Origin of the sequence: Catenovulum sediminis, from assembly GCF_007289895.1 — a bacterium.
Lineage (GTDB): Bacteria > Pseudomonadota > Gammaproteobacteria > Enterobacterales > Alteromonadaceae > Catenovulum > Catenovulum sediminis.
In genome coordinates this window covers 986,386-1,012,855 of record NZ_CP041660.1, presented here as the reverse complement: position 1 = coordinate 1,012,855, position 26,470 = coordinate 986,386, and the positions used below count along the sequence as shown (strand labels likewise).

Below are 26,470 nucleotides of genomic sequence, written 5' to 3'. Positions count from 1 at the left end.
GCGCTAGTTAATTATAAACTTAACTACTAGAATGCTTTTTAAATAAAAACAATAAGGAGCCGACGATGGCCAAAGGACAATCATTACAAGACCCGTTTTTAAATGCGTTACGTAGAGAACGAATCCCAGTATCTATATATCTGGTAAATGGCATCAAGCTGCAGGGGCAGGTAGAGTCATTTGATCAATTTGTTATCTTATTAAAAAATACCGTGAGTCAAATGGTGTACAAACATGCAATTTCGACTGTTGTACCGGCTCGCCCTTTCCAGACAAATCCGAATGCACAAGCGAATTATAGTAACGATACTGAAGTTGAATAAAAATATTAAAGAGCGAGGTTTGTTGCTTGTTTGATAGATATAAAGCAGGCGATCAAGCGATACTTGTTCATGTTGATTTAGACGATGAAGTCGCCAAAGAAGACTTAGATGAGCTGAAATTATTAGCGTCCTCAGCAGGGGTTGAATCCCTTGCTGTTATTACGGCATCTCGTGCTAAACCGGATCCTAAATTTTTTGTCGGTTCAGGAAAAGCCGAGGAAATTCAACAAGCGGTTGTTGCGTTGGAAGCGAATGTAGTGATATTTAATCACGCACTAAGCCCATCGCAGGAAAAAAATGTTGAAGCTTTAGTGAAATGCCGGGTGTTGGACAGAACGACTTTAATTTTAGATATTTTTGCGCAGCGAGCGCGTACCCATGAAGGTAATTTACAGGTCGAACTCGCGCAGCTTAAACATATCTCGACCCGTTTGGTCAGAGGTTGGACGCACCTTGAAAGGCAAAAAGGTGGGATCGGACTGCGCGGTCCAGGTGAAACTCAATTGGAAACGGACCGTAGATTAATTCGCGGACGTATTAAAAACATTGAACGTCGACTAGAAAAAGTTGAAAAGCAGCGAGATCAGGGAAGGCGAGCACGCAAACGTTCTGATACACCGACTATCTCTTTGGTTGGATATACAAATGCCGGCAAATCAACTTTATTTAACCGATTAACTGAATCTGAAGTGTATGCAGCAGATCAATTATTCGCGACGCTCGATCCAACTTTGCGAAAAATAAAATTAGATGAAGTGGGAGATGCGATACTGGCCGACACGGTTGGTTTTATCCGACATCTACCACACGATCTAGTTGCTGCATTTAAAGCAACACTGCAAGAAACTCGGGACGCAGATGTGCAGCTACATGTTATTGACGCTGCAGATGACAGGCGAGCCGAGAATATTGACGCCGTCAGTAAAGTGCTAGAAGAAATTGAAGCCGATGACGTGCCGCAGATTTTGGTTTACAACAAGATTGATCAGTTGGAAGATGTGAAGCCGCATATTGACCGGGATGATGAAGGCAATGTCATTCGCGTTTGGCTGTCAGCGCAGACAGGCGAAGGCTGCGAGCTGTTGTTTGACGCTTTATCAGAAAGACTGGCGCGTCAAATGGTAGAATACAAGTTAGCGATACCACAAGCAGAACAGCAATGGCGTGGTGTGCTGTATCAATTAGATTGTATTCAACAAGAATCTTATAGCGAGATTGGTGATTGGCTAGTTGATGTGAAGATGCAAAGTGAAGACTGGAATCGTCTTAATAAAACACATCAAAACCAATTAGAAAAATTTATTATTCATTGATTATTGGAGTGCATCATGGCCTGGAACGAACCGGGTAATAGTAACAACAAAGACCCGTGGGGAAATCGTGGTGGCAAGAATCAAGGTCCACCTGATTTAGACGAAATCTATAAAGACACAATGAAGAAAATTCGCCGTTCATTTGGTGGTAAAGGTGGCGGTGGTTCATCGGACCCACAAAATGGTGGTGGATTTAGCAGCTCTGGATTAATACTGGTCGCTGTTATACTTTTGTTTGTCTGGGGTTATTTAGGTTTATCAACGATACGCGAAGCAGAGCGTGGGGTTGTATTACGTTTTGGTCAATTTCACAGCATTATTGAACCTGGTTTGCAATGGCAACCGGCGTTTGCAGATAAAGTGATCCCTGTAAACGTTGAAAGTGTAGCCTCTCTGACTTCCAGTGGAATGATGTTAACGAAAGACGAAAATGTCGTTATGGTGGAGATGGAAGTTCAGTACCGAATTGAAAATCCTCGTGATTTTTTATTTAGTGTGACCGAACCAATTTACAGTTTACGTCAGGCTACAGACAGCGCATTACGTTATGTTGTTGGTCATACCACCATGGACAACGTGTTGACTACAGGCCGTGAAGAAGTGCGCCAAAGCACTTGGCAATTGCTGGAAAACACCATAGATAAATACAACTTGGGTTTACAGGTAGTGGATATGAACTTCTTGGCTGTTCGTCCGCCAGAGCAAGTGAAACCTGCATTTGATGATGCTATCGCTGCACAGGAAGATGAAAACCGCTACATCCAGGAAGCACAAGCTTATGCTAGGGCTCGTGAGCCGGAAGCGCGAGGTGTCGTCCGCCGTATGGAAGAAGAAGCCAAAGCTTACAAACAACGTGTTATTTTAGAAGCTAGAGGTGAAGTTGCGCGCTTTGAAAAGTTATTACCTGAGTATGAAGCTGCACCTGAAGTTACTCGACAGCGTTTGTATATAGATACTATGGAGCAGGTATATTCTAATACCACAAAAATATTGTTGGATTCTGAAGGGAGCGGCAACATGATTTATCTGCCTTTGGATAAAATATTAGAGCAGCAAAAAAGTAATCAAAGCAGTTCGACAGCTGATCAGACACCAAAATCTGGGCAGTATTCTCCGCCGGTGAATCAATCACGAAGCAATCAGTCTTCAAGTGTTCGTGAAAGCAATCGTTACTCAGGAGGGCGTTAAAATGAAAAATGTAATAGTAGCGCTTATCGTAGGCGTGTTTATTGCTGCTTATTCTTCCTTGTTCGTGATTAATGAAGGCCAGCGGGGGATTGTTATCCAGTTTGGTAAAGTAAAACGTGATAGCCAAAACACCACTGTGGTATACGAGCCAGGGTTACATTTAAAAATTCCATTGATCGAAAAAGTGAGAATTTTAGATGCTCGTATTCAAACTTTAGATGGTGAAGCTGACCGTTTTGTAACATCTGAAAAGAAAGATTTAATTGTCGATTCATATGTTAAATGGCGTATTGAGGATTTTGAAACTTATTACTTGAAGACCAGTGGCATTAAATCTAATGCAGAAGGGTTACTTGACCGCAAGTTTAGCAATGGCCTAAGAAGTGAAATTGGTTCACGTACGATCGCTGAAATTGTATCTGGCGAGCGTGATGAGTTAATGGATAAAGCTTTATTGTTGGTCGCTGAAAGTGCTAGAGAGTTAGGTATTGAAGTGGTTGATGTGCGTGTAAAGAAGATTAACTTACCAGAAGAGGTGAGTAGCTTCATTTATGATCGGATGCGTGCAGAGCGTAATGCCGTTGCCGCTGAGCACAGATCGCAAGGTAAAGAGCAAGCCGAATTTATTAAAGCAGATATTGATGCGAAAATTACTGTTATGATTGCCGATGCAGAACGTAATTTAAGATCGGTTAAAGGTGAAGGGGATGCACAAGCGGCAAAGATTTACGCCGATGTGTATAACCAAAATCCAGAGTTTTACGCCTTTTTACGTAGCTTAGATGCATATAAAGAAAGCTTCCATAGCAAAAATGACGTAATGTTGGTGAAACCAGACGGTGAATTCTTTAAGTATATGGGGCAAGTTGGTAAGTAAACGACTACAACAAACCGCCTATTAGTACAAATTAATAAAAATCCCCTTTCAATAAAATTGAAAGGGGATTTTTTTATCTTTTAACTAAAGGCACCTTTGAAGGCAATTCGTTAATCAGGGTTAGTCTTGTACGATTTCCAAACGACCATTTTGTGGCTCAAAATACGCGCCCCCTCGAGCATTGTTCACATCTTCATATTCTGATTGACCTGCGGGTTGAATTGAATCAAAAACAAGTCTTAAACCGACATCAGATTGTGCTACATCGGCTAAAAATGCGTTAGCCATGATCTGCATTACATTATCATCCGCAACCACATTAATGCTTTGCGAATCAACTGGCTCGGTTATACCGGAAATCTCATCGTCTAAAGGATTTTGCGCAACATTGTATTTTATATCCAATGTTAATTGCGGCATATCACCGGACAAAATTGTTGTTTCATCTAACTCGATAGAAAAAGTACCACCAGTATAATAACGGGTCTCAGTATCACCGTTTAACTGCCAATCCACACCTTCAACATCATCTCCTAATGTCATTAATCCAAATCTTAACCTGATATCAGATTCACTATAGCCGTATGTCTGCATTGCATTGGCAAAGTGAGGAAATCCTGTCATAGCACCATCTGTGGCGGCAATTACACCTGGGCTATTGGGGTTTATTTGTGCGTAGTCGCGAGAAGCTAGGTAATAGTATGCATATTCATTGATATTTTCGAGGTAATAAGGGTCTGGGATACGATGGCCGGTATTTTCATCCTCTATTGCAGGTGCGCCGACGTTCCAAGCGACTATCCCTTCTAAATTATCTTCGTCTGAGGTAAATGGAATTGCAGATTGATCAAATGCAAAAATATCACAGGCATCGCCGACTGAATTCTCATTTTCATCGAACTGATTTGGGTTCGGTATTTCCAAACAGTTGTCAGTATTATCGCCAACACCATCTAAATCTGCGTCTGCCCATTCGTTTGGATCATGCGGAAATCGATCATCATTATCGTTAAAGCCATCGTTATCTGAGTCTTGTACCTGATTATCAGGCTCATTGTTGTTTTCCTCATCGGTTTCGATTTCAAGTGAACATCCACATAAAATCGCCGAGATAAGCAGTGCGAGTGTTGTTTTTTTTGACATTTTTGTTTTCCGTATATTGCTTTTGTTTAACGAACTTGTGTATCACCATTTCAATGTAGATTATTTTGCTTAACTTTCAATTCTCTGCTGTATAATTTTAGTGTTGATTAGATTAAAGTGTGATTTGGTTTCCACTTTTATCAGCTTAATTAGACAGCTGAAATTCACCTTGAAATTTAATAATGAAACTATGGATATTGACTGGTTAAAACTGATTGCACTCTTTTTGATTCTTGAAGGGATTGGGCCTTTTTTATTCCCCAATAAATGGAGGCGTTATCTTATTCAGATGGCGACAACGCCGGAAAATCAATTGAGAGTGATCGGAGGGGGCTTGCTATTGGTTGGTACTATCATTTTATGGTTAAACTGATGGTTGAACATAAGTTAGTGCAAAACAGGCTAATTTATTCTGCTTTTATTAATGATTTTAAGCGCGCAAATTGGTAGAATCCGCGCCCTGCTTTTTTTAAAAGACACAGAATTATGGGTAAAAATGTTGTTGTTCTAGGCACCCAATGGGGTGACGAAGGTAAAGGGAAGGTCGTTGACCTATTAACTGACAAGGCAAGTTATGTTGTTCGCTATCAAGGTGGCCATAATGCAGGTCACACTTTAATTATTGATGGCGAAAAAACCGTATTGCACTTAATACCATCCGGTATTTTACGTGATAACGTGACTTGTATTATTGGTAATGGTGTCGTGCTTTCACCAGAAGCTTTGCTTAAAGAAATGAACGAGCTCAAACAGCGCGGTGTTCAGGTTGAGAAACAGCTGAAAATCAGTGAAGCATGTCCATTGATATTACCGTACCACATTGCACTAGATCAAGCGCGTGAAGCGGCTCGTGGTAACAACAAAATTGGCACAACAGGCCGTGGCATAGGTCCGGCTTATGAAGATAAAGTGGCCCGCCGTGGTTTGCGCGTGGGTGATCTTTTCTGTCCAGAGCAGTTTGCGACAAAACTGAAAGAAGTGATGGAATATCACAATTTTGCGTTGGTTAATTATTACAAAGCTGAAGCTGTTGATTATCAGACTGTATTAGACGAAGCAATGTCTTACCGTGACACTTTGATATCAATGGTGGTTGATGTAACTGAAGTTTTAGACCAAGCCCGTAAAAATGGTGAATCGATTTTATTTGAAGGTGCACAAGGTACTTTGCTTGATATCGATCATGGTACTTATCCTTTCGTGACTTCTTCAAATACCACAGTGGGTGGTGTTGCGACAGGCTGTGGTTTTGGTCCTTGTTATTTAGATTATGTTTTAGGTATTGTTAAAGCCTACACGACACGTGTCGGTTCAGGTCCATTCCCAACTGAACTCGATTGTGAGGTGGGGCAACATCTAGGTGTTAAAGGTCATGAGTTTGGTGCAACAACTGGACGTAAGCGACGTACAGGTTGGTTTGATGCAGTCGCAATGCGTCGTGCTGTACAAATTAACTCCATTACCGGTTTTTGTGTCACTAAGCTTGACGTACTAGATGGTTTAAAAGAAGTTAAAATTTGTATTGGTTATCAAGATAAAGAAGGTAACGTCAGTAATGTACCGCCTATGGCTGCAGAAGGCTATGAAAAGGTAACACCAGTCTATGAAACGATGCCAGGCTGGGATGACAACACCTTTGGCGTAACAGAATACGATAAGTTACCGCAAGCCGCGCGCAATTATTTAAAGCGTTTAGAAGAAATTCTAGAAGTACCAATTCATATTGTTTCTACTGGCCCAGATAGAAACGAAACTATGATTTTGCAAAACCCATTTGCGTAAATACGAATTAAAAAAAGCAGAGTGTAATGATAAGCCGGCACATTAGCCGGCTTTTTAATGTTTAAGGTTGAAGAATCATGGTCGTTTACGCAGGTAAAAAACGTTCAGGAAAACAGATGTTTGCTTCGGCACAACACATACTGACACGCAACCCAGATAAAATCGCTGAAATTCAAAAAGCGCTGGAAAAAGGGGCGGATTTTGCGATGCTTGCGAAACGTTATTCAAATTGTCCGACTGGCAAAAAGGGGGGCGATTTGGGTGAGTTTAAGCGGGGTACTATGGTCAAAGCATTTGATGCTGCGGTATTTTCTGCTAAAGCGGGTGAGATAGTGGGCCCTGTTAAGACTAAATTTGGTTATCATTTGATCAAAGTCCACTACTTAAAATAAAATTTAGCGACCAGCGTTTTTAAAACCTTCAGAACTCATTCACCTACAAATTTCGCAAGTGATTCTGTCAGTGCTTGATAGTCACTAATTGCCCTGTAGTCAGAAATGACTCTTTTCGGTTGTTGGCTGTCAGGGTTATCAATCGCGAGTATGTGCTTAATACCAAATTGTTTTGCAGCAGCGAGCACGGCTAAACTGTCATCAATAAATAAACTGCGTGTTTTATTGAAACCGAGTTGTTGTTCAGCTTGCTGCCAAAATAATTGCTGCTCTTTACTAAAGCCGTAATCATGACTGCTGACAATCTCGTCAAAATAAAGGTCAATGCCTGTTTTATCAAATTTAAGCTGCATACCATCACGGTGTGAATTGGTTAACAAAATCACTTTAAAAGGGGCATTTTTTAAAGCTTGTAAAAACTCTATCACGCCGGGTCTGATTTGAATTAAATGCACCACTTCGTGTTTGAGTTGCATAATATTTAACTCTAATTGTTCAGCCCAATAATCAAAACAGTACCATTTTAGTTGCCCCTGCAAATCTTGGTATCTTCGATTTAGATCCTCGCTCACTTCAATTGGGTTAAGACCTTTTAGTTCGGAATAACGATTAGGTAAATGCTGCATCCAAAAATAATTGTCAAAATGCAGGTCTAGCAGAGTGCCGTCCATGTCTAATAATACAGTATCTATATCTTGCCATTGCAGCTTCATGATTAATGGTATATGTTGACTGAAAGTTAGCAAATTATACCAGAAAACATGAAAAAAGGACTCGACGAGAAAACCTTACCTCTAATTTTACAAAGTGAAGTTGTTGCTCAAAGCCGCTTATTTCGGATAGAAACATTGCAACTGAAGTTTAGCAATGGCGAAGAGCGAGAATATGAGAGATTAAGAGGTAATCGAAAAGGTAATGGTGCTGTCATGATGGTACCCATGCTAGATGATGAAACCTTTATTTTAGTACGCGAGTATGCAGCAGGTACACATGATTACCAGTTAGGCTTTCCTAAAGGTTTAATTGATGAAGGGGAAACACCTGAGGAAGCGGCTGACCGCGAGCTCAAAGAGGAAATTGGTATGGGTTGTAAAGAAATCAGCTCTCTGAAAAGTTTAACCATGGCACCCGGATATTTTCGCTCTAGCATGCATATTTTGTTGGCTAAATCACTATATCCAGAAAAATTAGAAGGAGATGAGCCAGAACCCTTGGATATTGTGCCTTGGTCAGTTCATAATATAGATGAGTTGCTGGAACGAGAAGACTTTACCGAAGCGCGCAGTGTTGCAGCGTTATTTTTAGCTCGAAAGTATTTTAAGTGAGATAATGAAACCGCACCCCATCGAACTGTTAGCCGATGTTAAAAAAATTGCTCATCAGGCTGGTGAGGCAATTATGGCCATTTATAACCAAGGTGAATTTGAACTTTACCATAAATTAGATGAATCACCTGTCACCTCTGCCGACTATGCGGCGAATGAAGTCCTAATGGATGAACTGCGAAACTTAACGCCGCATATTCCAATATTATCAGAAGAATCTTGTGCTGTTAGTTATGCAGAACGTAAAAAGTGGAATCAATATTGGCTGTTAGATCCCATGGATGGCACACAAGAGTTTGTCTCTCGCAGCGGCGATTTTGCAGTCAATATAGCATTAATCGTCGACGGCGAACCTAACTTAGGGGTGATTTATTGGCCGACTAAAAATATTTGGTATTTTGCGGTTAAAGGACATGGTTCGTTTAAGCAAGATGCATCTGGCGTGCAACGCATTCAAGTTACACAGCATGAAGATCATCACTCTTTGCGATTGGCGGTTTCGCGGGTACAAAAAAACAACACGGTCGATCAGTATATTCGCAATGTGCAGCAGTATGAAAGAGTGGCTCTGGGCAGCTGCTCTTTAAAAAGCTGCCTGATAGCTGAAGGGTGCGCTGATTTTTATTTAAGAGTTGGACCAACCGGTGAGTGGGATACAGGTGCAAGTCATTGTATCTTAAATGAAGCGGGTGGGAATATTTTGGATAGCGAGTTTAATGCGTTAAGCTATAACAAAAGAAAAACGTTGGCTAATCCAGACTTTATTGTGATTGGCGATGTCAAATTAGCATGGCGTGATATTATAATACCGCATAAAACTCAAAGGATTTTAGATTAATGAAATTTATAAAATATTTATTAACAGGCGTTTTGTTGGCTTGTTCCAATCAATTATTAGCAGCTTGGACATTAGACAATACAGCCTCTCAGCTTAACTTTTTATCGGTTAAAAAATCGCAAATAGTTGAGTCGCATCGCTTCAAAAACTTATCGGGCTTTATTGACGCGCAAGGTAACAGCTCTGTCTCTATCGATTTGGCTTCGGTTGAGACAAATATTCCAATTCGTAACGAGCGAATGCAGCAATATTTGTTTGAAACCAGCAAATTTCAAACTGCGGTAGTTTCGCTTAAATTACCTGACGGTTTATTAGCAAGCTTACAAACGGGGACATTAAAAACACTAGAGTTAGACGCAAAATTGGATTTGCATGGTCAGCAGCAAACAATCAAAACTCAGGTTTCTGTTGTCAAAACACAGGGCAAGCAACTGTTTGTTACCTCATTGCAACCGGTATTAATTAACGCTGCGGACTACTCATTGATTGAAGGCATTAACAAGTTGCAAGAGTTAGCTGGTTTACCTTCAATTACTTATGTCGTGCCCGTTACCTTTAACCTCACTTTTAACGCAGAGTAGGGAGCGCGAATGTCTGAATTTAAACATATTGACTGTCAGAAAGTCGCTGATTTATTAGCAACAGATGATGTGAAAGTGGTCGATATTCGAGACGAGCAATCATTTAATGCCGGTCATATTGAAGGCGCGTTTCATTTAACGAATGGTAGTTTGAGTCAATTTATGCAGCAAGCAGATTTCGATCAGCCCGTAATAGTCGTGTGTTATCACGGGGTCTCTAGCCAAGGCGCTGCACAGTACATTGCACAACAAGGATTTGAAGATGTGTATAGTATGGATGGTGGTTTTGAAACTTGGCGTAAAAGTTTTCCATTCGCTAAGGCTGATTAATTAAATTGATACATCTAGCCCGTTTTGCAGATATCCGAGCCGCTAAAGCGGTTTCTGATTATCTGCAACTGAATCATATCGAGAATCATATCCAACCCGAAAATTCAGATTTTCATGTATATATCCGGTATGAAGAACAGTTGAGTCATGCGCAATATTTGCTGCAAGAATTTATCGATAACCCGCATGATGAAAAATTTTTGGATGCCTCTTGGCAGCTAGGTCAGATTGAAGATATCACCCCTGATCAGCAAACAACCAGTAGCGGATTTTTCGCTACGCTTAGGCAGCAAACTGGAATATTAACACGTATTATTGGTGTGCTGATCGTGGTCGTATTTATCGCTCAATTTATTGGCTTTCACCCTTGGATCTATCAGTATCTCGGTTTTCCAATTTCGGTTAATCAGCTCGAAATTACAGAAATATATAGATTGTTTACGCCTGCCTTGATGCATGGTGATTGGATGCATTTAATCTTCAATTTATTCTGGTGGGTATGGTTGGCCGGCCGATTGGAACTCATTAAAGGCGCCAACTGGTTATTCAATATAACGTGCGTAACGGCATTGACTGCGCATTTGCTGCAGTATAGGATGGAAAATGCTGCCTTCATTGGTCTTTCAGGTGTGGTTTATGGGTTAATGGGATACGCTTGGATAGCGACCAAACTAAATAAACTGCAATTACAAATCCCAAATGGTATTTTTGTTTTGATGTTATTGTGGTTAGTTGCTGGCTTTTCCGGCATCCTTGGTCAGCAAATGGCGAATTGGGCGCATCTAGGTGGTTTAATTAGCGGAATGTTATGGGCCTATATTGAAAAGCGGCCCGCTCAATCACAGGCTTAATGATATAGATAATTCGTAAACAGAACGTCTCTAATTAACTCTTGCCCTGTTTCTTTGCGCAGCAGAGATTTCACTTTCTCTGCGCACAATTTCCTGACTTCTTCACGCCCTGTGAGCGATTTTATTTTTTCTTCCGGCTCTTTACCTAGTATGTCGACTATCGCATCGCGTAACAATGGTGAATGATGTTCAACGACTTCTAGGTAAGAAGCATCATTTAACATCAATTCAACGGTAATTCGGACATATCCAGGTTTCTTTTTCGTTGTGATGTAGTTGGTAATAATGTCTGGTTCAAAGCCAAAATAAGCGAATGCGTCTTCTTCGGCAAATGCCATGCTACTGACGAATAAACATAAAAGAGAGAAAGCATTAAATTTTATCATGCGCATTACAGGTTTAGCCCTAATCGATTGATTTCTAGACCCTTAGATTATAGTGATAAATACGAGATAGTTAACCGCTTAATGTGAATTTATTTTAGTAATTTGCTGCGATAGGAGGTGGCAGGTAAGATCAAGGGCAAAAAAATGATATCATTCTGTTGTTTTAGAATAGTGGGGATATTCGTGACGATGACTTTCCCGGTTGGTGATAGCGCCAATTGGCAGCCAAAAATTGATGCACCTGAAATCGTACTGGATTGGTTATTAGATCCGGCTTCGTTAACCGCTAAATTAAAATCTATGTATTGTAATTTTAGCGTGCAGGTTTTGGGGCAATGTTGGCTAACAGACCACAATAAAATTAGCAATAGCGTGTTTTCCTGCTCTGAATATTTAGTTCGAGAAGTGTTACTTATATGCAATCAACAGGCGATGGTATACGCTCATACTTGCATACCTAAAACGAGTTTGACGCAAGAAAACCTATTTTTGACAGAGCTGGGTACACAACCACTCGGTGAAGCATTATTTGCGCGCCCTGACATGCGTCGTACAAATATTGAGCTGGCAATTATACCGGATACCAGCCGTATATATAAATTTGCCAGCCAGCTGTCGTCTGAGGGCAATTTACAGAGCAAACAATTGTATGGGCGACGATCGATATTTGAACTGAATCAATCACCCTTGTCAGTTGCCGAAATATTTCTACCGACGAGTCCTTTATATAATAGATAATACAAAAGCAAAATTGATGAAGAAGATAAAAGCATATATACAGCTTACGCGTTTAGACAAACCGATTGGCATTTATTTATTATTGTGGCCCACATTATGGGCGGTATGGATTGCTGCTAACGGACAGCCAGACTGGCATATTGTACTGATATTTAGTTTGGGGGTGATTTTTATGCGAAGTGCCGGTTGTGTTATCAACGACTTTGCCGATAGAAAAGTGGACGGTTTTGTTGAGCGCACGAAAAATAGACCATTAGCAACCGGAGTGGTTACAACCAAACAAGCGTTAACTTTATTCTTCGCACTGGTCATTGTTTCGTTTCTCCTAGTTTTACAGCTTAACTTAAACACCATTTTACTCTCTTTTGGTGCTCTGGGTTTAGCGGCTTTGTATCCGTTTATGAAGCGTTATACACATTTACCACAAGTGTTTTTAGGCGCCGCATTTAGTTGGGCAATTCCAATGGCATTTATGGCGATACAAAACAAGTTGCCTTTGGTCGTTTGGGTGCTATACGCGACTAACCTAGCTTGGACAGTCGCCTATGATACTTTGTATGCGATGGTCGATCGCGACGATGATTTAAAAGTAAATATAAAGTCGAGTGCAATTTTATTTGGTCGATTTGAGAGGTTAGCCGTATTGCTGCTACAACTGTTAACGGTTGTTGGTTGGTTTTGTATTGGTCAATTAGCGGGTTTAACACAGCCATATTATCTAGCTGTTGGATTGACTCTGGGGCTGTTTTTATACCATTACTGGCAAGTACGTGCGCGTGATAGAGTCAGCTGCTTTAACGCATTTTTGCAAAATCACTATGCCGGATTGATCATATTCATCGGTATCATACTCAGTTACTTACAATTAAATGCAGCGCAGTAAAGCATAAAGCAGAAATAAGCTGTTGTTTATTCATATACTCAGGTTTATTTTTGCTATGACTTTATGATCCGCAGGCAAATGCGCACTGATATCTACAGCGAGCATGCGGTTTAATTAGCTGTACGTAATTTCACAATAACAAATATAAATAGAACAAATATTAATCGAACAAAGTGTATTAACGGAAAAAATCGTCCGAAGGTTGAAAGCTGGCTTCAATGTCAAACTCATCCATTCTGGGATCAAGCTCATTGGCGCTAGGCCCAGCAATAACATTGGATTCACTGGCCCATTCGCCTAAATCAATCAGTTTGCATCTGTGGCTGCAAAAAGGTTTAAATTTATTAGCTTCTTTCCATTCTACTTGAGTATCACAGGTTGGGCATTGTACTTTTAACATGTTGCGAGTTGAAATCCTAAGGCTTGTTGACAGGCTGATTTACTTAAAGCGGAATCGGTTTCCATGAAACGAATGGCAAAACGGTTTTTATGACCACTTACCGTGGGATAGTAAGGACTTTCCGACGGTAACTTGATGCGCAGCAATTCAACATTATCAACAGAATCCTGATACAAACCGGCTTCTGCCTGACACTGCATAAATTTTGCTTTTTCACGAATCATTTTAAGATCAAGTTCAACGACGGTTTGTAAAATATCTAATGCATCTAACCAACGGTTTTGATCTTGGGTAATTTTTTCAACCGGTTGATTGAGCCATTGATGTAAATGCGGCAAGTCGAAACAGCAGTTTCCACCGGGAATAGAAAACCTTTGCTTAATAGAAGATAAAAATTTATCTTCTCGTAACTTTTGACCGAGTTTACTGCTTGACATCAGGCGACCCGACATTTCAATAACTGAGGCCAACAAAGATTGCAGTGCATTGTTGTTGACACTGGGATGTTCTGCCCAAACAACTAGCTGCTTTTCATGTTTTTCTAAATCTTTTAACAGGTCAGATTTTAAATCGCCACGCTCAATGATATCAAGGATAGCGAATAAGCCGTTTAAGTAATCTAATATTGCCCATGCATCCGAGCGACCGCATTGTTGTTTAATGCGCTCTAACAAAGTTTCAATTCGCAGATAAGTGCGAATTTTTTCGTTTAGTGGAAATTCGTACAATATTTCTGTCATAACGACAATAGTAATCGACTTAGGTTGTTATAATTTTAATCAATAGCTTAACGCACTCAATTACAATTTGCTAATTTTAAATAAAATTGATGCAATATTTGACATTTTTTTTCCACCTCTGTTATTGCTGCTTCGGTATCGACAATATCATCAGCCGCTTTTAACCTGTTAGCGCGATCTATTTGGCTATGCATAATTTTTTCAACCAGTGCCTGCGAATTGTTGTCACGTAGCATGGTTCGTTTGATTTGTGTAGATTCGAGACAGTCACAGACTAAAATACGGTTGACCAGATGTTGTAAATTATTCTCTATTAATAAAGGGACAACCAGTAAACAGTATGGCGAAGATGCCGTTTTGCACTGCATTAGCATATTTTCGCGAATGACGGGGTGTAATAAGCGATTGAGCCAATTTTTAGCAGCAGGCTGAGTAAATACTATGTGCCTTAATTTGTCTCTGTCCAAGCTATTTTCGTCGGTCAGAATAGCGTTACCAAAGTGATCCGTAATTTTTTGCAAACAAGGACTGCCGGGGGCGACCACTTCTCTGGCGATAACATCCGCATCTATAACCCTGATATCAAAGTCAGCAAAAAATTGGGCGACCGTGCTTTTGCCTGAGCCAATTCCGCCAGTCAGGCCAACAATAAAATTCGACACTAGGCAACCCAATGTTTAAGGTAAAAATCAATAATGTCTGTACGCCAATAAAAAGCAATCCAACCGGCAATCACCAAAAATGGGCCAAATGGAATCGGTTGTTGTTGATCCTGATTTCTTAATTTGAGTAATACGATACCTAACACAGCGCCAACAATCGATGATATTAGAATAATAACCAACAAGGATTGCCAGCCCATCCAAGCTCCCAGCGCAGCCAACAATTTAAAATCACCGTAGCCCATGCCTTCTTTGCCGGTAACCAGTTTAAATAGCTGGAACACCAGCCACAATGATAGGTAGCCAAAAAGCGCACCCAGTACAGCATCATCCAGCGCAACAAACGTACTATTTAAATTGGCTAATAAGCCTAACCATAACAAGGGTAAGGTTAATTGATCAGGCAATAACATGGTATCAAAGTCGATAAAACACATACAAATTAAAAAGTAGGTGAAAATTAAAGCCCATAATGTTTCACTGCTAACACCAAATTGCCAAGCGGCGACCAGGCCTAAAGCACCTGTTAATGCTTCGATTAAAGGATAACGAGCGGATATTTTTTGTGCGCAATTAGCGCATTTTCCTTGCAGCATTAACCAGCCCAAAATGGGGATGTTAAACCAAGGTTTGATTGGGCGTTTACAATTTTGACAGTGCGAGTTAGGGATGATCAAATTAAAAGTTTCGTGCTTAGTCTCAGCACACTGTGTCTGTGCATCCTGTGTCAAGGCTGCATTTTTATCTGTGATTGGACGTTGACTCGGTAGTTCTAACAATATTTCACACTCACTGCGCCATGCATTTTCTAACATCACGGGCAGACGATAAATAACTACATTTAAAAAACTACCGACTAACAAAGAAAAGAGCAAAATGCTCAATAACCAAACGACAGGGTATTGCTCAAATACATTGATAATTGCTGAAATATCCATTAGCTAACGATTTTCCCCAGTTGAAAGATAGGTAAATACATCGCAATAATGAGGCCGCCAATGACCACACCTAAAATTGCCATAATCATAGGCTCTATTAAGGCTGATAAGCCGTCTACAGCGTCGTCAACCTCTTGCTCATAGATGTTAGCAACTTTATTCAGCATGTCATCAATAGCGCCTGATTCTTCCCCTATTTGTACCATTTGTATGACCATGTCGGGAAATAATTTTGTGTTGCGCATGGCTATATTCATTTGCATACCAGCGGATACTTCACTTTTGATAGTCATTATTGCGTTGCGATACACGGCGTTACCGGATGCACCAGCAGCTGAATCTAAAGCTTCAATTAAAGGGACACCTGCAGAAAAGGTTGTTGCCAAGGTTCTGGAAAAGCGTGCAAGTGACGCTTTATTTAATATCATGCCAAAAATGGGGAGTTTGAGTAACAAACCATCCAGCCTGTCTCTGAGTTTTCTCGAATTTTTGTAAGCCCGTACAAATAGAAAAACACCAACAATCACAGCTGCTGACAGTTTAGGTCCATGCGACTGCAGTATATTCGAAACACCGATGACGGCCTGTGTAAATGCGGGTAATTCGGCGCCAAAACTGCTAAAGATTTGTTCAAATTGAGGTACCACAAAAACCAATAAAATAACGGTGACAATTGCTGCGATTAATAATACGGCAATTGGATACGTCATCGCTTTTTTGATTTTAGATTTAAGCGCTTCGGCTTTTTCTTTATAGGTTGCTATTCTGTCATAAACGCCTTCCAGTGCACCAGATTGCTCACCGGCCATCACTAAGTCGCAATATAAGTCGTCGAAGTACTTGGGGTGTTGTCGCAATACTTCATTCAGTGGCGAACCGGCTTGAATTCCATGCCCAACCTCATTTAATAAATGTCTGATATTGGCATTTTCATTTCCCTTGGCAATTAACTCGACCGATTGCACTAAAGGAACACCCGCATTTAACATGGTTGCCAACTGACGTGAAATAACCGCAATATCTTTAGCAACAATTTTTTTAGCACCATTACCAAATAATGGCTTGGGTTTTTTCTTGATTTTGGTTGGGTTAACACCTTGATGTTTTAATTGCTCACGCGCCGCTTTAGCGCTATCAGCTGCCAGCTCCCCACCGGTTTTCATCCCTTTTCGGTTAACCCCTTGCCAGATAAAAATATCTTGTTGGGCAACTTTGGTTTTATTCTTTTTTTTGGAGATTGCCATCTTCTTTCCTTGTTGATTTATTAATAGCTAGTGACCCGGCTAACTTCGCCTAAACTGGTCATGCCTGAGATCGCCTTTTTAATACCTGACTGGCGTAAATTAGCAATTTTCTCTTGTTGTGCTTGTTTGGCAATTTCTATTGAGTTGCCTTCTCGCATAATAATATTTGCCATGTTCGCGCTGATTGGCATGACTTCATAAATACCGACTCGCCCCTTGTATCCAGATGAGCAGAGTTCGCAACCTACGGGTTCATAAAGTGTTAAATCTTTTAATTGTGCAGCTGAAAAGCCAAAATCCAATAATTCTTGCTCTGTGGGCAATACTTCAACGGGTTTTTTACAATGTTTACATAAGCGTCTGGCTAATCGTTGTGCGATGATAAGGCTGACTGAACTGGCAATGTTAAAACTCGGTACACCCATATTTAAAAGACGCGTGAGCGTTTCAGCGGCTGAGTTGGTATGCAGCGTCGAAAGCACAAGGTGACCTGTTTGTGCCGCTTTTATTGCTATTTCTGCCGTTTCTAAATCTCGGATCTCACCCACCATAACAATATCCGGATCCTGACGTAAAAATGAGCGCAATGCTTCTGCAAAGGTTAACCCAGCTTTAGGGTTGACTTGCACCTGGTTAATACCTTCAAGGTTAATTTCAACCGGATCTTCTGCCGTCGAGATATTTGTTTCTGAGGTGTTTAAAATATTTAACCCCGTATATAAAGATACGGTTTTACCGCTCCCTGTTGGGCCCGTCACCAAAATCATACCTTGTGGTTTTTCTAAGGCTTGCAAATATAATTTTTTTTGCTCTGGCTCATAACCTAACACATCAATACCCAGCATGGCGCTACTGGAATCCAAGATACGCATTACGATTTTTTCGCCCCACAAAGTTGGTAGGGTAGAAACACGGAAATCGATGGACTTTTTAGCTGATATCTTTAGTTTTATGCGACCATCTTGCGGTTTTCTCTTTTCGGCTATGTCTAACCGAGACATCACTTTTAATCGAGCGGCAAGGCGGGTAGACAAAGAAACGGGCGGCGAGGCAACCTCATGTAAAATGCCATCAATACGAAATCGGATCCGATAGCTTTTTTCATACGGTTCGAAGTGTAAATCCGAAGCGCCACGCTTAATGGCGTCGAGTAAAATTTTGTTAATATAGACAACAATCGGCGCATCGTCATTTTCGATTGATTCATTTTCTTCGACGGTTTTATCTTGGCCAACTTCAATGCCAGCTAATTCCTGTTCATCAAAATCATCTAAATCCAGCTGGCCTTCTTCTGTTTCATAGGCGGTTTCAATTGCTTGATTTAACTTACTGGCTTCTACGCATAAATACTCAACGTTGTAGCCTGTGCTAAATTGAAAATCTTCTTGTGCGCTGGCACTGGATGGATTGACGGTTGCTAGAAAAAGCGTTCGCCCACGTAAGAATAAAGGTAAAACTTTATGTTTTTCTGATAATTTTTCTTTTAACAGTTCAGGCTTGATAGATTTAATATCAAAATAATTTAAATCAAAAAGAGGGGTGTGAAATCGTTGGCTGATTTCTTCTGCGAGTTCTAATTCACTATACCAGCCATGCTTACGGATGTATTGAATCGCCTCAATATGTGACTTTAAGTCTTGCGAGCGAATTTCTTCTTGTTGGTGAAGGTCTAATAAACCGCCGGAAAATATACGAAAATCTATTGCTGCCATGCTTATTTCCCATCTTTAATCTCCTTTCAGTCTAACACAGCATATTCGTTATGGTTAACATAATCTTGAGATTTTATAACATCTTGGTGAGAGATTAGAGATGAGATAAATGTAGAAAAGAAAACAAAAAAGAATGTAAATACCAAAAAATGTAAAAAGTAACATGAAAAAAAACACCGGCGTGATAGCCGGTGTTTTTTAAAAAATAACTGTAAAAAACGCTATTAGAAGGTTAACGCTGTGCTTTCTGTACAGGTGTTAGTGTCAAGAAGCGCCGTAACTGTACTGCCGCTTGAGTTGATTTGTGTTGCATCTTCGTACTCACCACTAGACCATACAATTTGACCTGCACTATTGTCTGGTGTTAAAGAAATACCATAATCAGCAGTCGTTGGTGCAGCTGTTGTATCAGCATCTCTTTCTGATTTAACGACAATAGTACCGTTGATGACCGCACCACAAACAATAGTTGAACCTGCTACCGCACCTAAGGCTGCTGGAATGCCTCGGCTACCAGAGTCACAGTTGTTTGCATTTGCTTCGCCGCGCGCTTGTTCTTGCACGATACAAGCAGTTACCGATTTTTTAAGGGCTTCTGCAGCTTGTTTAGCTTCAGAAGAACGTGCTGAGTCAAAATAGTCGTTGTACGCAGGTACTGCGACAGCCGCCAAAATACCAATAATAGCAACCACTATCATTAATTCGATTAAGGTGAAACCTTTGTTACTACTTCGTTTCATCATGTTGAAAATCTCCAAATATTCTAATGTAGTCCAAGTTTACTGCCGTTTCCTGAAGGCCACCTTTGACCGACGCTTTGGCATTAAATTTACATTAGTAGATTCGCTATAAATAAACAAGTGAATAGATAAATTTTAATAAAAAATTTCGACATATCGGATCTCTTTGTGATTGATGTCTTGTTTTTACGGGAATTTATTGACAGCAGTGTGCGAATTTTTGAACGTTTTATCATCTCGACCGCAAAAAATATCATCTTGGCTAGATGCTAAATCGCTTACAAAATGGCATACTTTGCTTACTCTAACGTTTAGATAATGTATAGAGATTCAAGTGCAATAACCTAATTTATTGCATCCAGTTAAACTCCGAGCGTTAAATGCTAAGTAAAATACCAGACACTTTTATATGCATTTATCGCCGCAGCTTTCTGAGCTGCCAGGGTTGCGTCAGAAATGGCTCAGCCTCCCGTATTTGGAAAGGTGTTTATGTTACAAGATAATTCTGGCAGACAGTTTCATTATTTGCGACTGTCCGTCACTGACGTGTGCAATTTTAAATGTACCTATTGTTTACCGGACGGATACCAGTGTGATACTTCTCGCGCGTTTTTATCTATTGCAGAAATAAAACGAGTGGTACGGGCGTTTGCCGCCTTAGGCACCAGTAAAGTTCGTATTACCGGCGGTGAGCCGGGATTACGCAAAGACCTGAGCGAAATTATCCAGATCTGTGCGTCGACCCCAGGCATTAATCAGGTTGCGCTGACAACCAATGGCTTTAACCTTGAAAAAAACATCGAATCTTGGGTGAATGCTGGATTAACTTCACTTAATGTCAGTATTGACAGTTTAGACAGTAAGATGTTTAAAGCGATTACTGGCTTTAACAAACTCGATAGTATTTTACGCGGTTTAGAAAAAGCCAGCGTATTAGGCTTGGATAATATCAAAATTAATGCAGTTTTGATGAAGCAGTTTAATGCGCATGAGTTAAATAGCTATAAAGAGTGGCTCAAAGACAAGCCTTATACACTGCGTTTTATCGAATTGATGCAAACCGGTGACAATCAATCCTTCTTTTCTGCTAATCATGTAAGTGGCCTATCGATTAAACAACAGTTAATTGAGCAAAACTGGTTACCGGTTATTAAACGTAAAGAAGCCGGACCCGCTGAAGAGTATTATCACCCTAATTTCAAAGGAAAAATTGGCTTAATCATGCCTTACAGTCCAGATTTTTGTGCTTCTTGTAATCGCCTTAGGGTCAGTGCATTGGGTCAGTTACATCTGTGTTTATTCGCTGATGAAGGTCTTGATTTACGCCAATTTATGCAATCAGATGAACAACAAAGTGATTTACAAAATTATTTAACTGAGGCGTTAAGCGGTAAAAAAGCCAGTCATTATCTTCAGCAGGGGTTAACGGGGGCAACTCGTCACCTAGCCATGCTAGGGGGATAAAAGACAGGTCTAGTAAGCTAATGCAAAGCCAACAGAAAACTAAAAATAGCCATGCATTTTCTGCATTAATTTTGGCAGGGGGACAATCCCGCCGCATGGGCGAAGACAAAGCGCAACTTAAACTTTACGGGCGAAACCTGCTTGAATATATGCAAGATAAACTTGAGCGAGCGGGTTTTTACTCTGTCTACGTCAGTGGTTGCAAAAAAGGACAAATAGCAGACCGTTACCCAAATTACGGACCCTTGGCCGGACTCGATGCATTATCTGCGTTACCTGATTGTCCGGCAAATGTAATGGTGTTGCCGGTCGATATGCCCGCGTTATCTGCAGATTTGTTAACACAATTAGCAAGACAAGCGGTGGAGACGAAAGCTAGCCTATATTTTGACAGTTATATGATGCCAATTGCTTTGTATGGATTTGATAAAATGGGCGCGCAAATATCCAGTGTGATGCAAAATAAAGCAGCAAAAGCCCGCTCTTTACGAGCGTTTATTAAGCTGATACAGGCAAGTGCAAGGCCGCTTTCAAGCGAGCATAAAAAGCTATTGATGAACATTAATACACCAGAGCAATGGCGCGCTTTTTTACAAACTCAAGATGATTTGGGTCGTAGATTTTAAATAAATTTTTGGAGATCATAGAATGAGCGGCAAGTCAGCAAAACCTTTTCAACCTCTGAACATTGCAATTCTCACTATTTCAGATACACGCGATTTAACCACAGATAGCTCAGGTGAATACTTAGTTAATGCTGCCCGTGAATATGGTCACCAGGTTGTCGAGCGTATTATTGTTAAAGATGATATTTATCAAATTAGAGCGGTATTATCTAATTGGATTGCTTCAGAGCACATTCAAGCGGTCATCGCAACGGGTGGCACGGGGTTTACTGGGCGAGACTCAACACCCGAAGCTGTGGTCCCGTTATTTGATAAGCAGGTGGAGGGTTTTGGCGAGCTGTTTCGTCAAATATCTTACCGCGATATTGCTACATCTACCATTCAATCGCGAGCGATCGCCGGGATGGCGAATGGGGTTGTGATATTTTGTTTACCCGGTTCAACGGGCGCTTGCAAAACAGGCTGGGACGATATTATTAGCAAACAACTGGATGCATCCGTGCGACCTTGCAATTTTGTGGCACATTTAAAACAGGCTGCAACCACGCAGTGCGAGAGCAGAGGCTAAGTATGGCAAAATTGACGCATTTAAATGAACGTGGCGAAGCCAATATGGTGGATGTCAGCGAAAAAGCGGTGACCACCCGAACTGCACAGGCCGAAGCATTTATCAAAATGTCACCGCAAGCTTATCAATTGTTGGAACAAGGCTCTCATAAAAAAGGTGATGTGCTCGCGATTGCTAGAATAGCCGGTATACAAGGGGCCAAAAAGTGTTCTGATTTAATACCTTTATGCCACCCACTTATGTTGTCCAAAGTGCAGGTAGATTTCGAGCTGCAGGCAGAACAATGCCAAGTCCGAATTGTCAGTTTTTGCAAATTAGCCGCGCAAACCGGTGTAGAAATGGAAGCGTTGACAGCGGCATCGGTCGCCGCGTTAACAATTTATGATATGTGTAAAGCGGTTGACAAAAATATGCAAATCGAGGGTTTACGCGTGCTTGCGAAAGCGGGTGGAAAATCAGGCAATTGGCAAGTATAAAGGTCGTTATATGGTTAAAATCCTATTTTTTGCAAAATTAAAAGAAGAATTAGACTGTGCCAGTATGCAGTTGGATATCAATGATAACCTCACGGTAGAGCAATTAAAACAAAGGTTAGTACAACAGCAGCCCAATTGGCAAAGCGCATTACTTCGCGCTAAAACACTTTGTGCGATCAATCAAACAATGGCATCAGCCAATAGCATTGTGTCAGATGGCGATGAAGTTGCATTTTTTCCACCCGTGACCGGTGGTTAAGTTGTCAATTTAAATATTAGTATCTATCTTTAGACTATAAATGTATCCAAATTAGAGACTGACATTTGAGCAAATACGAATTTAACTTCACGGACGATAACTTTAAATTTGTTGTCAAGTTGCTCTATCAACATGCCGGTATCGTATTAGGTCAGCACAAACGAGAAATGGCCTACGCTAGGCTTTCCAGACGAATGAGAAAGTTGGGGATGGCTAATTTTGATCATTACTGTCTTTATTTAGAAAAGAATATGCAAACAGAGCTTAGCCACTTTTTAAATGCGCTGACAACGAATTTGACTTCATTTTTTAGAGAACCCCATCATTTTGAGTTTTTAAGTGAAAAATTAATTCCTGATTGGCAAAAGCAAGATAAACGCAGGCTAAGAATTTGGTCTGCAGGCTCTTCAACCGGAGAAGAAGCTTATTCAATTGCATTGACGCTGGCGTGCAAATTGAACTTAAAAAATTGGGATATCAAAATACTGGCCACTGATGTAGATTCAAATGTATTGGCAATTGGCAAGCAGGCTGAATATTCAAATGACCGCCTGTCAGCTGAATTAAAGCGTCAGTATTCAAAATACTTACTCGAAAACAAACAAAAAACACATTTTCGAATCAAACCAGAAGTTCGTGAACTCGTACATTTTAAGCGCTTAAACTTGTTAGCGGAATGGCCAATGAAAGGCAAATTTGATTTGATTTTTTGTCGAAATGTTGTGATTTACTTTGATAAGGCGTGTAAAAATACACTTATCGGCACATTCGCAGACTACTTACACAGCCAAGGATATTTATTTTTAGGCCATGCAGAAAGCATCGGTAGAGAAATCACCTTGTTTCAGCCGCTCGGTCAAACTGTTTACCAGAAAAAGGATTAACTATGGCAGAACTCTTACCTGCAGCTAAAGGGTTTGAAACGGTTAAGCGTTATGTCGACGACCGGCGAGACTCTGTGGTCGCTAAAATATTGCCGGGAGAGTTGTATGTGACTAAACATCGCGAATTAATAACGACCGTATTGGGATCTTGTATATCCGCCTGTATCTGGGATGAAAAGTTAGGGATAGGTGGCATGAACCACTTTATGTTGCCACAACAAGGCGAGTGTAAAGAGTCATCGGTCGGCGATGCTCTGTGGCTAAATAGCATCAGCTATAGCTGCCGATACGGACACTGGGCAATGGAATTTTTAATCAATGAAATTATTAAAAACGGTGGCAGCCGCCCACATTTATTATCCAAGATTTTTGGCGGTGGCAAAATTATGGCTAACATGTCCGATATTGGTCACAATAATATCGACTTTGTTCGTTTGTATCTTAAAAATGAAGAAATACCGGTAGTCGCGCATGATGTTGGAGGGCCTTGGCCGAGAAAAATTATCTTTTGTCCCAACTCAGGCATTGTTAAAGTTAAAAGATTACGAGCGATGCACAATGATACAATAGAAAAACGGGAAGTGGCTTACTTTAAAGATATTATCAAACAGCCAGATACTACTGACATTGAATTATTCTAGGTGAACACGGAGCTCACTATGACAATAAAGGTACTCGTTATTGACGATTCTCCTTTAATTAGAAGTTTACTGACCGAAATATTAAATGCCCATGCAGATATTGATGTGGTCGCAACGGCCGAAGATCCGTATGACGCAAGAGAAAAAATAAAACACTATAATCCAGATGTATTAACGCTCGATATTGAAATGCCAAAAATGAACGGCTTATCATTTTTGCGCAATTTGATGCGTTTAAGGCCAATGCCTGTGGTGATGGTTTCAACCTTAACTGAAAAAGGCGCACCAGCTGCCTTACAAGCACTGGAGCTGGGCGCGGTTGACTTTATCGCGAAGCCAAAATCAAATCTATTAACCGAATTATCCAGATATCATGAGGAATTGACCCATAAAGTGCGAGTAGCCGCGACCAGTAAAAATCGATTACGTTCGTTGTCAACCGCTTATCTGCGGAGCAAAATTGAAGTGCCAGTGGGAGAGAATCATTACGCAGAAAATCATCTAGTTGCGATTGGTGCATCTACTGGTGGTACTGAGGCAATCAAAGAGTTGGTGCGCGGGTTGCCTGTCAGTATGTCACCTATCGTGATTACTCAGCATATCCCGCCTGTTTTCTCGACGTCTTTTGCCAAGCGTTTAAATTCAGTGTCTAAAATGCAAGTATTTGAAGCTCAGCACGGACAAAAGATAGAGCAGGGCTGTATCTATTTAGCACCTGGCGATCGGCATCTTACGATAAACAAAAAAGGTCACACGTTATTTTGTCAGTTAGATGATGACGTGCCAGTTAATCGTCACCGGCCTTCAGTTGAAAAGCTATTTGATTCGGTTGCTAAATTGGGCTCTAATCAAGCAACCGGAATTATGTTGACCGGGATGGGCGCAGATGGCGCGTATGCAATGCTGAATATGAGAAAAGCAGGCCAGCATACTATAGCACAAGATGAAGCGACCAGTGTTGTGTGGGGGATGCCGAGTGCTGCGGTTGAGCAGGGAGCAATAGAACAAATATTACCATTGCAGGATATCGCACCGACAATATTGCGCAGACTAATCGTTAGTAACCAACGCGTTACTAAAAATCTTTAGTCTTATAACTTGTTTTAGCGGCTTTTCAAAAGTCAGCAGAATAGCGTATAAATGTTGCAAATAAACAGGCCTTAATCAGGGTTGAGAATTTTAAATTTGCATATACATAGAAGACAACAACTTATTAATCATTAAAGTTATTTTAAAATTAAAGTGAGAGTATAAAGTGCAACCAATCAACGCTGCAGGCGAAAATACAAATGTTGTCGAAATTAATGCTGAAAATTTTCAGCAGGTTATTTTGCAAGGTTCGCAGGAAAAAGTTGTTGTTATCGACTTTTACACCCAACAAAGTGAACAAAGTACCCAACTGTCACAAAAATTATCGAATTTAGTCGCGGGTGCACAAGACAGTGTGACACTGGCTCGAGTCAATTGTGATGATCCACAAATGCAACAACTGGCGATGCAGTTTGGCGTACAAAGTTTACCAACTTGTATTGTTTTTCAAGACGGCAAAGGGGTCAACGGATTCGCCGGTGATCAAAGTGACGCTGAATTACAAAAGTTTTTCGAACCTTATTTACCTAAGCCTGAAGACGCATTAATTAAACAAGTCAGTGCGTTGATTGCAGATGATAATTTTGCCGATGCGTTAATTCCGGCAAGAGAGGCTTATGAGATTGCACCACAGCGCGATGAAACTCAAAAGTTACTAATTGATGTCTTGCTAAATTTAGGTCAAAACACTGAAGCAGAAGCACTGCTAGATAAAATACCCATGGTTAATCAAGACGATTATTATCAATCATTGCAGGCTAAATTAGAGCTGAACAAACAAGCCGCTGAAACACCTGAGATACAAGCGCTGCGAGCTGAACTGGACAAACAACCGGGCGATCCAAGTATTAGCCTAAAATTAGCGGTTCAGTTGCATCAAGCACAGCAAAACGAAGAAGCGCTTGAGTTATTGCTTGCTGTATTAATAAAAGACCTTAATGCGCTGGACGGTGAGGTTAAAAAAGTAATGATGGATATTTTGGCAACGGCGGCTAAAGGGGACCCCATCGCAACCAAGGCGCGGCGCAAATTATATAGTCTGTTGTACTAACTTGCCGAGCTTTGCTAAGGCGTGCT

33 protein-coding genes and 1 riboswitch are annotated in these 26,470 nt (G+C 40.7%); of the genes, 23 read left to right on the top strand and 10 right to left on the bottom strand.

Features of this window, described 5'->3' with window-relative positions; all coding sequences use genetic code 11:
• Positions 1-65: 65 nt before the first annotated feature.
• From hfq to hflC, 4 genes are read left to right on the top strand one after another with little or no spacing between them, the layout of a single operon-like run.
• Positions 66-323: an RNA chaperone Hfq gene (gene hfq / locus FNT16_RS03995; protein ID WP_143870330.1), complete on the top strand. Its 258-nt coding sequence runs from the start codon at positions 66-68 to the stop codon at positions 321-323.
• A gap of 26 nt (positions 324-349) precedes the next feature.
• Complete coding sequence (hflX, locus tag FNT16_RS03990; RefSeq protein WP_143870329.1) at positions 350-1,636, top strand: ribosome rescue GTPase HflX; 1,287 nt, start codon at positions 350-352, stop codon at positions 1,634-1,636.
• 15 nt (positions 1,637-1,651) lie between these two features.
• Positions 1,652-2,824, top strand: a complete 1,173-nt coding sequence (gene hflK / locus FNT16_RS03985) for an FtsH protease activity modulator HflK (RefSeq protein WP_143870328.1) — start codon at positions 1,652-1,654, stop codon at positions 2,822-2,824.
• A 1-nt stretch (position 2,825) separates the two neighbouring features.
• Positions 2,826-3,701 carry a protease modulator HflC gene (gene hflC, locus FNT16_RS03980; protein ID WP_143870327.1) on the top strand — a complete coding sequence of 292 codons (876 nt, stop codon included), beginning with the start codon at positions 2,826-2,828 and terminating at the stop codon, positions 3,699-3,701.
• A gap of 120 nt (positions 3,702-3,821) precedes the next feature.
• On the opposite strand, the gene FNT16_RS03975 is transcribed toward hflC, so the two are convergent.
• Positions 3,822-4,844 carry a hypothetical protein gene (locus FNT16_RS03975; RefSeq protein WP_143870326.1) on the bottom strand — a complete coding sequence of 341 codons (1,023 nt, stop codon included), beginning with the start codon at positions 4,842-4,844 and terminating at the stop codon, positions 3,822-3,824.
• 190 nt (positions 4,845-5,034) lie between these two features.
• Here FNT16_RS03975 and FNT16_RS03970 point away from each other — a divergent pair, with 190 nt between their 5' ends.
• The 3 genes from FNT16_RS03970 to FNT16_RS03960 all read left to right on the top strand — a co-directional run bounded on the left by FNT16_RS03970 (position 5,035) and on the right by FNT16_RS03960 (position 7,018).
• Positions 5,035-5,217 carry a DUF2065 domain-containing protein gene (locus FNT16_RS03970; protein WP_143872862.1) on the top strand — a complete coding sequence of 61 codons (183 nt, stop codon included), beginning with the start codon at positions 5,035-5,037 and terminating at the stop codon, positions 5,215-5,217.
• Between the two features lie 113 nt (positions 5,218-5,330).
• Positions 5,331-6,626: an adenylosuccinate synthase gene (locus tag FNT16_RS03965; protein ID WP_143870325.1), complete on the top strand. Its 1,296-nt coding sequence runs from the start codon at positions 5,331-5,333 to the stop codon at positions 6,624-6,626.
• A gap of 77 nt (positions 6,627-6,703) precedes the next feature.
• The gene (locus FNT16_RS03960) at positions 6,704-7,018 is read left to right on the top strand and encodes a peptidylprolyl isomerase (protein ID WP_143870324.1); all 315 of its coding nucleotides are present in this window, start codon (positions 6,704-6,706) and stop codon (positions 7,016-7,018) included.
• Positions 7,019-7,053: 35 nt separating this feature from the next.
• Here the strand turns inward: FNT16_RS03960 and yrfG are convergent, their stop codons facing one another.
• A complete protein-coding gene (gene yrfG / locus FNT16_RS03955; protein WP_143872861.1) occupies positions 7,054-7,731 on the bottom strand; it encodes a GMP/IMP nucleotidase in 678 nt (225 codons plus the stop codon).
• Between the two features lie 48 nt (positions 7,732-7,779).
• Here yrfG and nudE point away from each other — a divergent pair, with 48 nt between their 5' ends.
• From nudE to glpG, 5 genes are read left to right on the top strand one after another with little or no spacing between them, the layout of a single operon-like run.
• On the top strand, positions 7,780-8,343 hold the full coding sequence (gene nudE / locus FNT16_RS03950; protein WP_143870323.1) for an ADP compounds hydrolase NudE: 564 nt from the start codon (positions 7,780-7,782) through the stop codon (positions 8,341-8,343).
• Positions 8,344-8,347: 4 nt separating this feature from the next.
• Positions 8,348-9,181, top strand: coding sequence for a 3'(2'),5'-bisphosphate nucleotidase CysQ (cysQ, locus tag FNT16_RS03945; RefSeq protein ID WP_143870322.1), 834 nt, complete (start codon positions 8,348-8,350; stop codon positions 9,179-9,181).
• Complete coding sequence (locus tag FNT16_RS03940; RefSeq protein ID WP_143870321.1) at positions 9,181-9,762, top strand: YceI family protein; 582 nt, start codon at positions 9,181-9,183, stop codon at positions 9,760-9,762. The genes cysQ and FNT16_RS03940 overlap by 1 nt, the downstream gene beginning before the upstream one ends.
• 9 nt (positions 9,763-9,771) lie before the next feature.
• Positions 9,772-10,092 (top strand): thiosulfate sulfurtransferase GlpE, encoded by a 321-nt coding sequence (gene glpE, locus FNT16_RS03935; RefSeq protein WP_143870320.1) that lies wholly within the window; start codon positions 9,772-9,774, stop codon positions 10,090-10,092.
• A 5-nt stretch (positions 10,093-10,097) separates the two neighbouring features.
• The gene (glpG, locus tag FNT16_RS03930) at positions 10,098-10,943 is read left to right on the top strand and encodes a rhomboid family intramembrane serine protease GlpG (RefSeq protein ID WP_246072349.1); all 846 of its coding nucleotides are present in this window, start codon (positions 10,098-10,100) and stop codon (positions 10,941-10,943) included.
• Here glpG and FNT16_RS03925 read toward each other — a convergent pair.
• Positions 10,940-11,281, bottom strand: coding sequence for a flagellar basal body-associated protein FliL (locus tag FNT16_RS03925; RefSeq protein WP_246072462.1), 342 nt, complete (start codon positions 11,279-11,281; stop codon positions 10,940-10,942). The genes glpG and FNT16_RS03925 overlap by 4 nt on opposite strands.
• Before the next feature lie 237 nt (positions 11,282-11,518).
• Between FNT16_RS03925 and FNT16_RS03920 the strand changes: the two genes are divergently transcribed.
• Both FNT16_RS03920 and ubiA read left to right on the top strand, forming a co-directional pair.
• Complete coding sequence (locus FNT16_RS03920) at positions 11,519-12,067, top strand: chorismate--pyruvate lyase family protein (RefSeq protein WP_246072461.1); 549 nt, start codon at positions 11,519-11,521, stop codon at positions 12,065-12,067.
• Between the two features lie 16 nt (positions 12,068-12,083).
• Positions 12,084-12,950: a 4-hydroxybenzoate octaprenyltransferase gene (gene ubiA / locus FNT16_RS03915; RefSeq protein ID WP_143870317.1), complete on the top strand. Its 867-nt coding sequence runs from the start codon at positions 12,084-12,086 to the stop codon at positions 12,948-12,950.
• Between the two features lie 178 nt (positions 12,951-13,128).
• Here the strand turns inward: ubiA and yacG are convergent, their stop codons facing one another.
• The 7 genes from yacG to FNT16_RS20960 all read right to left on the bottom strand — a co-directional run bounded on the left by yacG (position 13,129) and on the right by FNT16_RS20960 (position 19,389).
• Positions 13,129-13,350: a DNA gyrase inhibitor YacG gene (gene yacG, locus FNT16_RS03910; RefSeq protein WP_143870316.1), complete on the bottom strand. Its 222-nt coding sequence runs from the start codon at positions 13,348-13,350 to the stop codon at positions 13,129-13,131.
• Positions 13,344-14,090 carry a cell division protein ZapD gene (gene zapD, locus FNT16_RS03905; RefSeq protein WP_143870315.1) on the bottom strand — a complete coding sequence of 249 codons (747 nt, stop codon included), beginning with the start codon at positions 14,088-14,090 and terminating at the stop codon, positions 13,344-13,346. Before zapD ends, yacG begins: the two co-directional genes overlap by 7 nt.
• Positions 14,091-14,146: 56 nt before the next feature.
• Positions 14,147-14,752 (bottom strand): dephospho-CoA kinase, encoded by a 606-nt coding sequence (gene coaE, locus FNT16_RS03900; RefSeq protein WP_143870314.1) that lies wholly within the window; start codon positions 14,750-14,752, stop codon positions 14,147-14,149.
• Positions 14,752-15,690 carry a prepilin peptidase gene (locus FNT16_RS03895; RefSeq protein WP_143870313.1) on the bottom strand — a complete coding sequence of 313 codons (939 nt, stop codon included), beginning with the start codon at positions 15,688-15,690 and terminating at the stop codon, positions 14,752-14,754. The genes coaE and FNT16_RS03895 overlap by 1 nt, the downstream gene beginning before the upstream one ends.
• Positions 15,690-16,934: a type II secretion system F family protein gene (locus FNT16_RS03890; RefSeq protein ID WP_143870312.1), complete on the bottom strand. Its 1,245-nt coding sequence runs from the start codon at positions 16,932-16,934 to the stop codon at positions 15,690-15,692. Before FNT16_RS03890 ends, FNT16_RS03895 begins: the two co-directional genes overlap by 1 nt.
• Before the next feature lie 20 nt (positions 16,935-16,954).
• Positions 16,955-18,646 (bottom strand): type IV-A pilus assembly ATPase PilB, encoded by a 1,692-nt coding sequence (gene pilB, locus FNT16_RS03885; RefSeq protein ID WP_143870311.1) that lies wholly within the window; start codon positions 18,644-18,646, stop codon positions 16,955-16,957.
• Positions 18,647-18,870: 224 nt separating this feature from the next.
• On the bottom strand, positions 18,871-19,389 hold the full coding sequence (locus tag FNT16_RS20960) for a pilin (protein ID WP_342779157.1): 519 nt from the start codon (positions 19,387-19,389) through the stop codon (positions 18,871-18,873).
• Between the two features lie 352 nt (positions 19,390-19,741).
• A riboswitch (molybdenum cofactor riboswitch) is annotated at positions 19,742-19,888 on the top strand.
• Between FNT16_RS20960 and moaA the strand changes: the two genes are divergently transcribed.
• From moaA to FNT16_RS03835, 9 genes are all read left to right on the top strand, one after another.
• Positions 19,876-20,850 (top strand): GTP 3',8-cyclase MoaA, encoded by a 975-nt coding sequence (moaA, locus tag FNT16_RS03875; RefSeq protein ID WP_143870310.1) that lies wholly within the window; start codon positions 19,876-19,878, stop codon positions 20,848-20,850. It overlaps the preceding riboswitch by 13 nt.
• Before the next feature lie 20 nt (positions 20,851-20,870).
• On the top strand, positions 20,871-21,476 hold the full coding sequence (mobA, locus tag FNT16_RS03870) for a molybdenum cofactor guanylyltransferase (RefSeq protein ID WP_143870309.1): 606 nt from the start codon (positions 20,871-20,873) through the stop codon (positions 21,474-21,476).
• A gap of 22 nt (positions 21,477-21,498) precedes the next feature.
• Complete coding sequence (gene moaB / locus FNT16_RS03865) at positions 21,499-22,044, top strand: molybdenum cofactor biosynthesis protein B (RefSeq protein WP_143870308.1); 546 nt, start codon at positions 21,499-21,501, stop codon at positions 22,042-22,044.
• 2 nt (positions 22,045-22,046) lie between these two features.
• Positions 22,047-22,520, top strand: a complete 474-nt coding sequence (moaC, locus tag FNT16_RS03860) for a cyclic pyranopterin monophosphate synthase MoaC (RefSeq protein WP_143870307.1) — start codon at positions 22,047-22,049, stop codon at positions 22,518-22,520.
• Between the two features lie 10 nt (positions 22,521-22,530).
• The gene (moaD, locus tag FNT16_RS03855; protein WP_143870306.1) at positions 22,531-22,779 is read left to right on the top strand and encodes a molybdopterin converting factor subunit 1; all 249 of its coding nucleotides are present in this window, start codon (positions 22,531-22,533) and stop codon (positions 22,777-22,779) included.
• A gap of 65 nt (positions 22,780-22,844) precedes the next feature.
• Positions 22,845-23,663 carry a CheR family methyltransferase gene (locus FNT16_RS03850; RefSeq protein WP_143870305.1) on the top strand — a complete coding sequence of 273 codons (819 nt, stop codon included), beginning with the start codon at positions 22,845-22,847 and terminating at the stop codon, positions 23,661-23,663.
• Positions 23,664-23,665: 2 nt separating this feature from the next.
• On the top strand, positions 23,666-24,304 hold the full coding sequence (gene cheD, locus FNT16_RS03845; RefSeq protein ID WP_143870304.1) for a chemoreceptor glutamine deamidase CheD: 639 nt from the start codon (positions 23,666-23,668) through the stop codon (positions 24,302-24,304).
• An 18-nt stretch (positions 24,305-24,322) separates the two neighbouring features.
• A complete protein-coding gene (locus tag FNT16_RS03840) occupies positions 24,323-25,393 on the top strand; it encodes a protein-glutamate methylesterase/protein-glutamine glutaminase (RefSeq protein WP_143870303.1) in 1,071 nt (356 codons plus the stop codon).
• Positions 25,394-25,559: 166 nt separating this feature from the next.
• On the top strand, positions 25,560-26,444 hold the full coding sequence (locus tag FNT16_RS03835) for a tetratricopeptide repeat protein (protein WP_246072347.1): 885 nt from the start codon (positions 25,560-25,562) through the stop codon (positions 26,442-26,444).
• Positions 26,445-26,470: the final 26 nt, after the last annotated feature.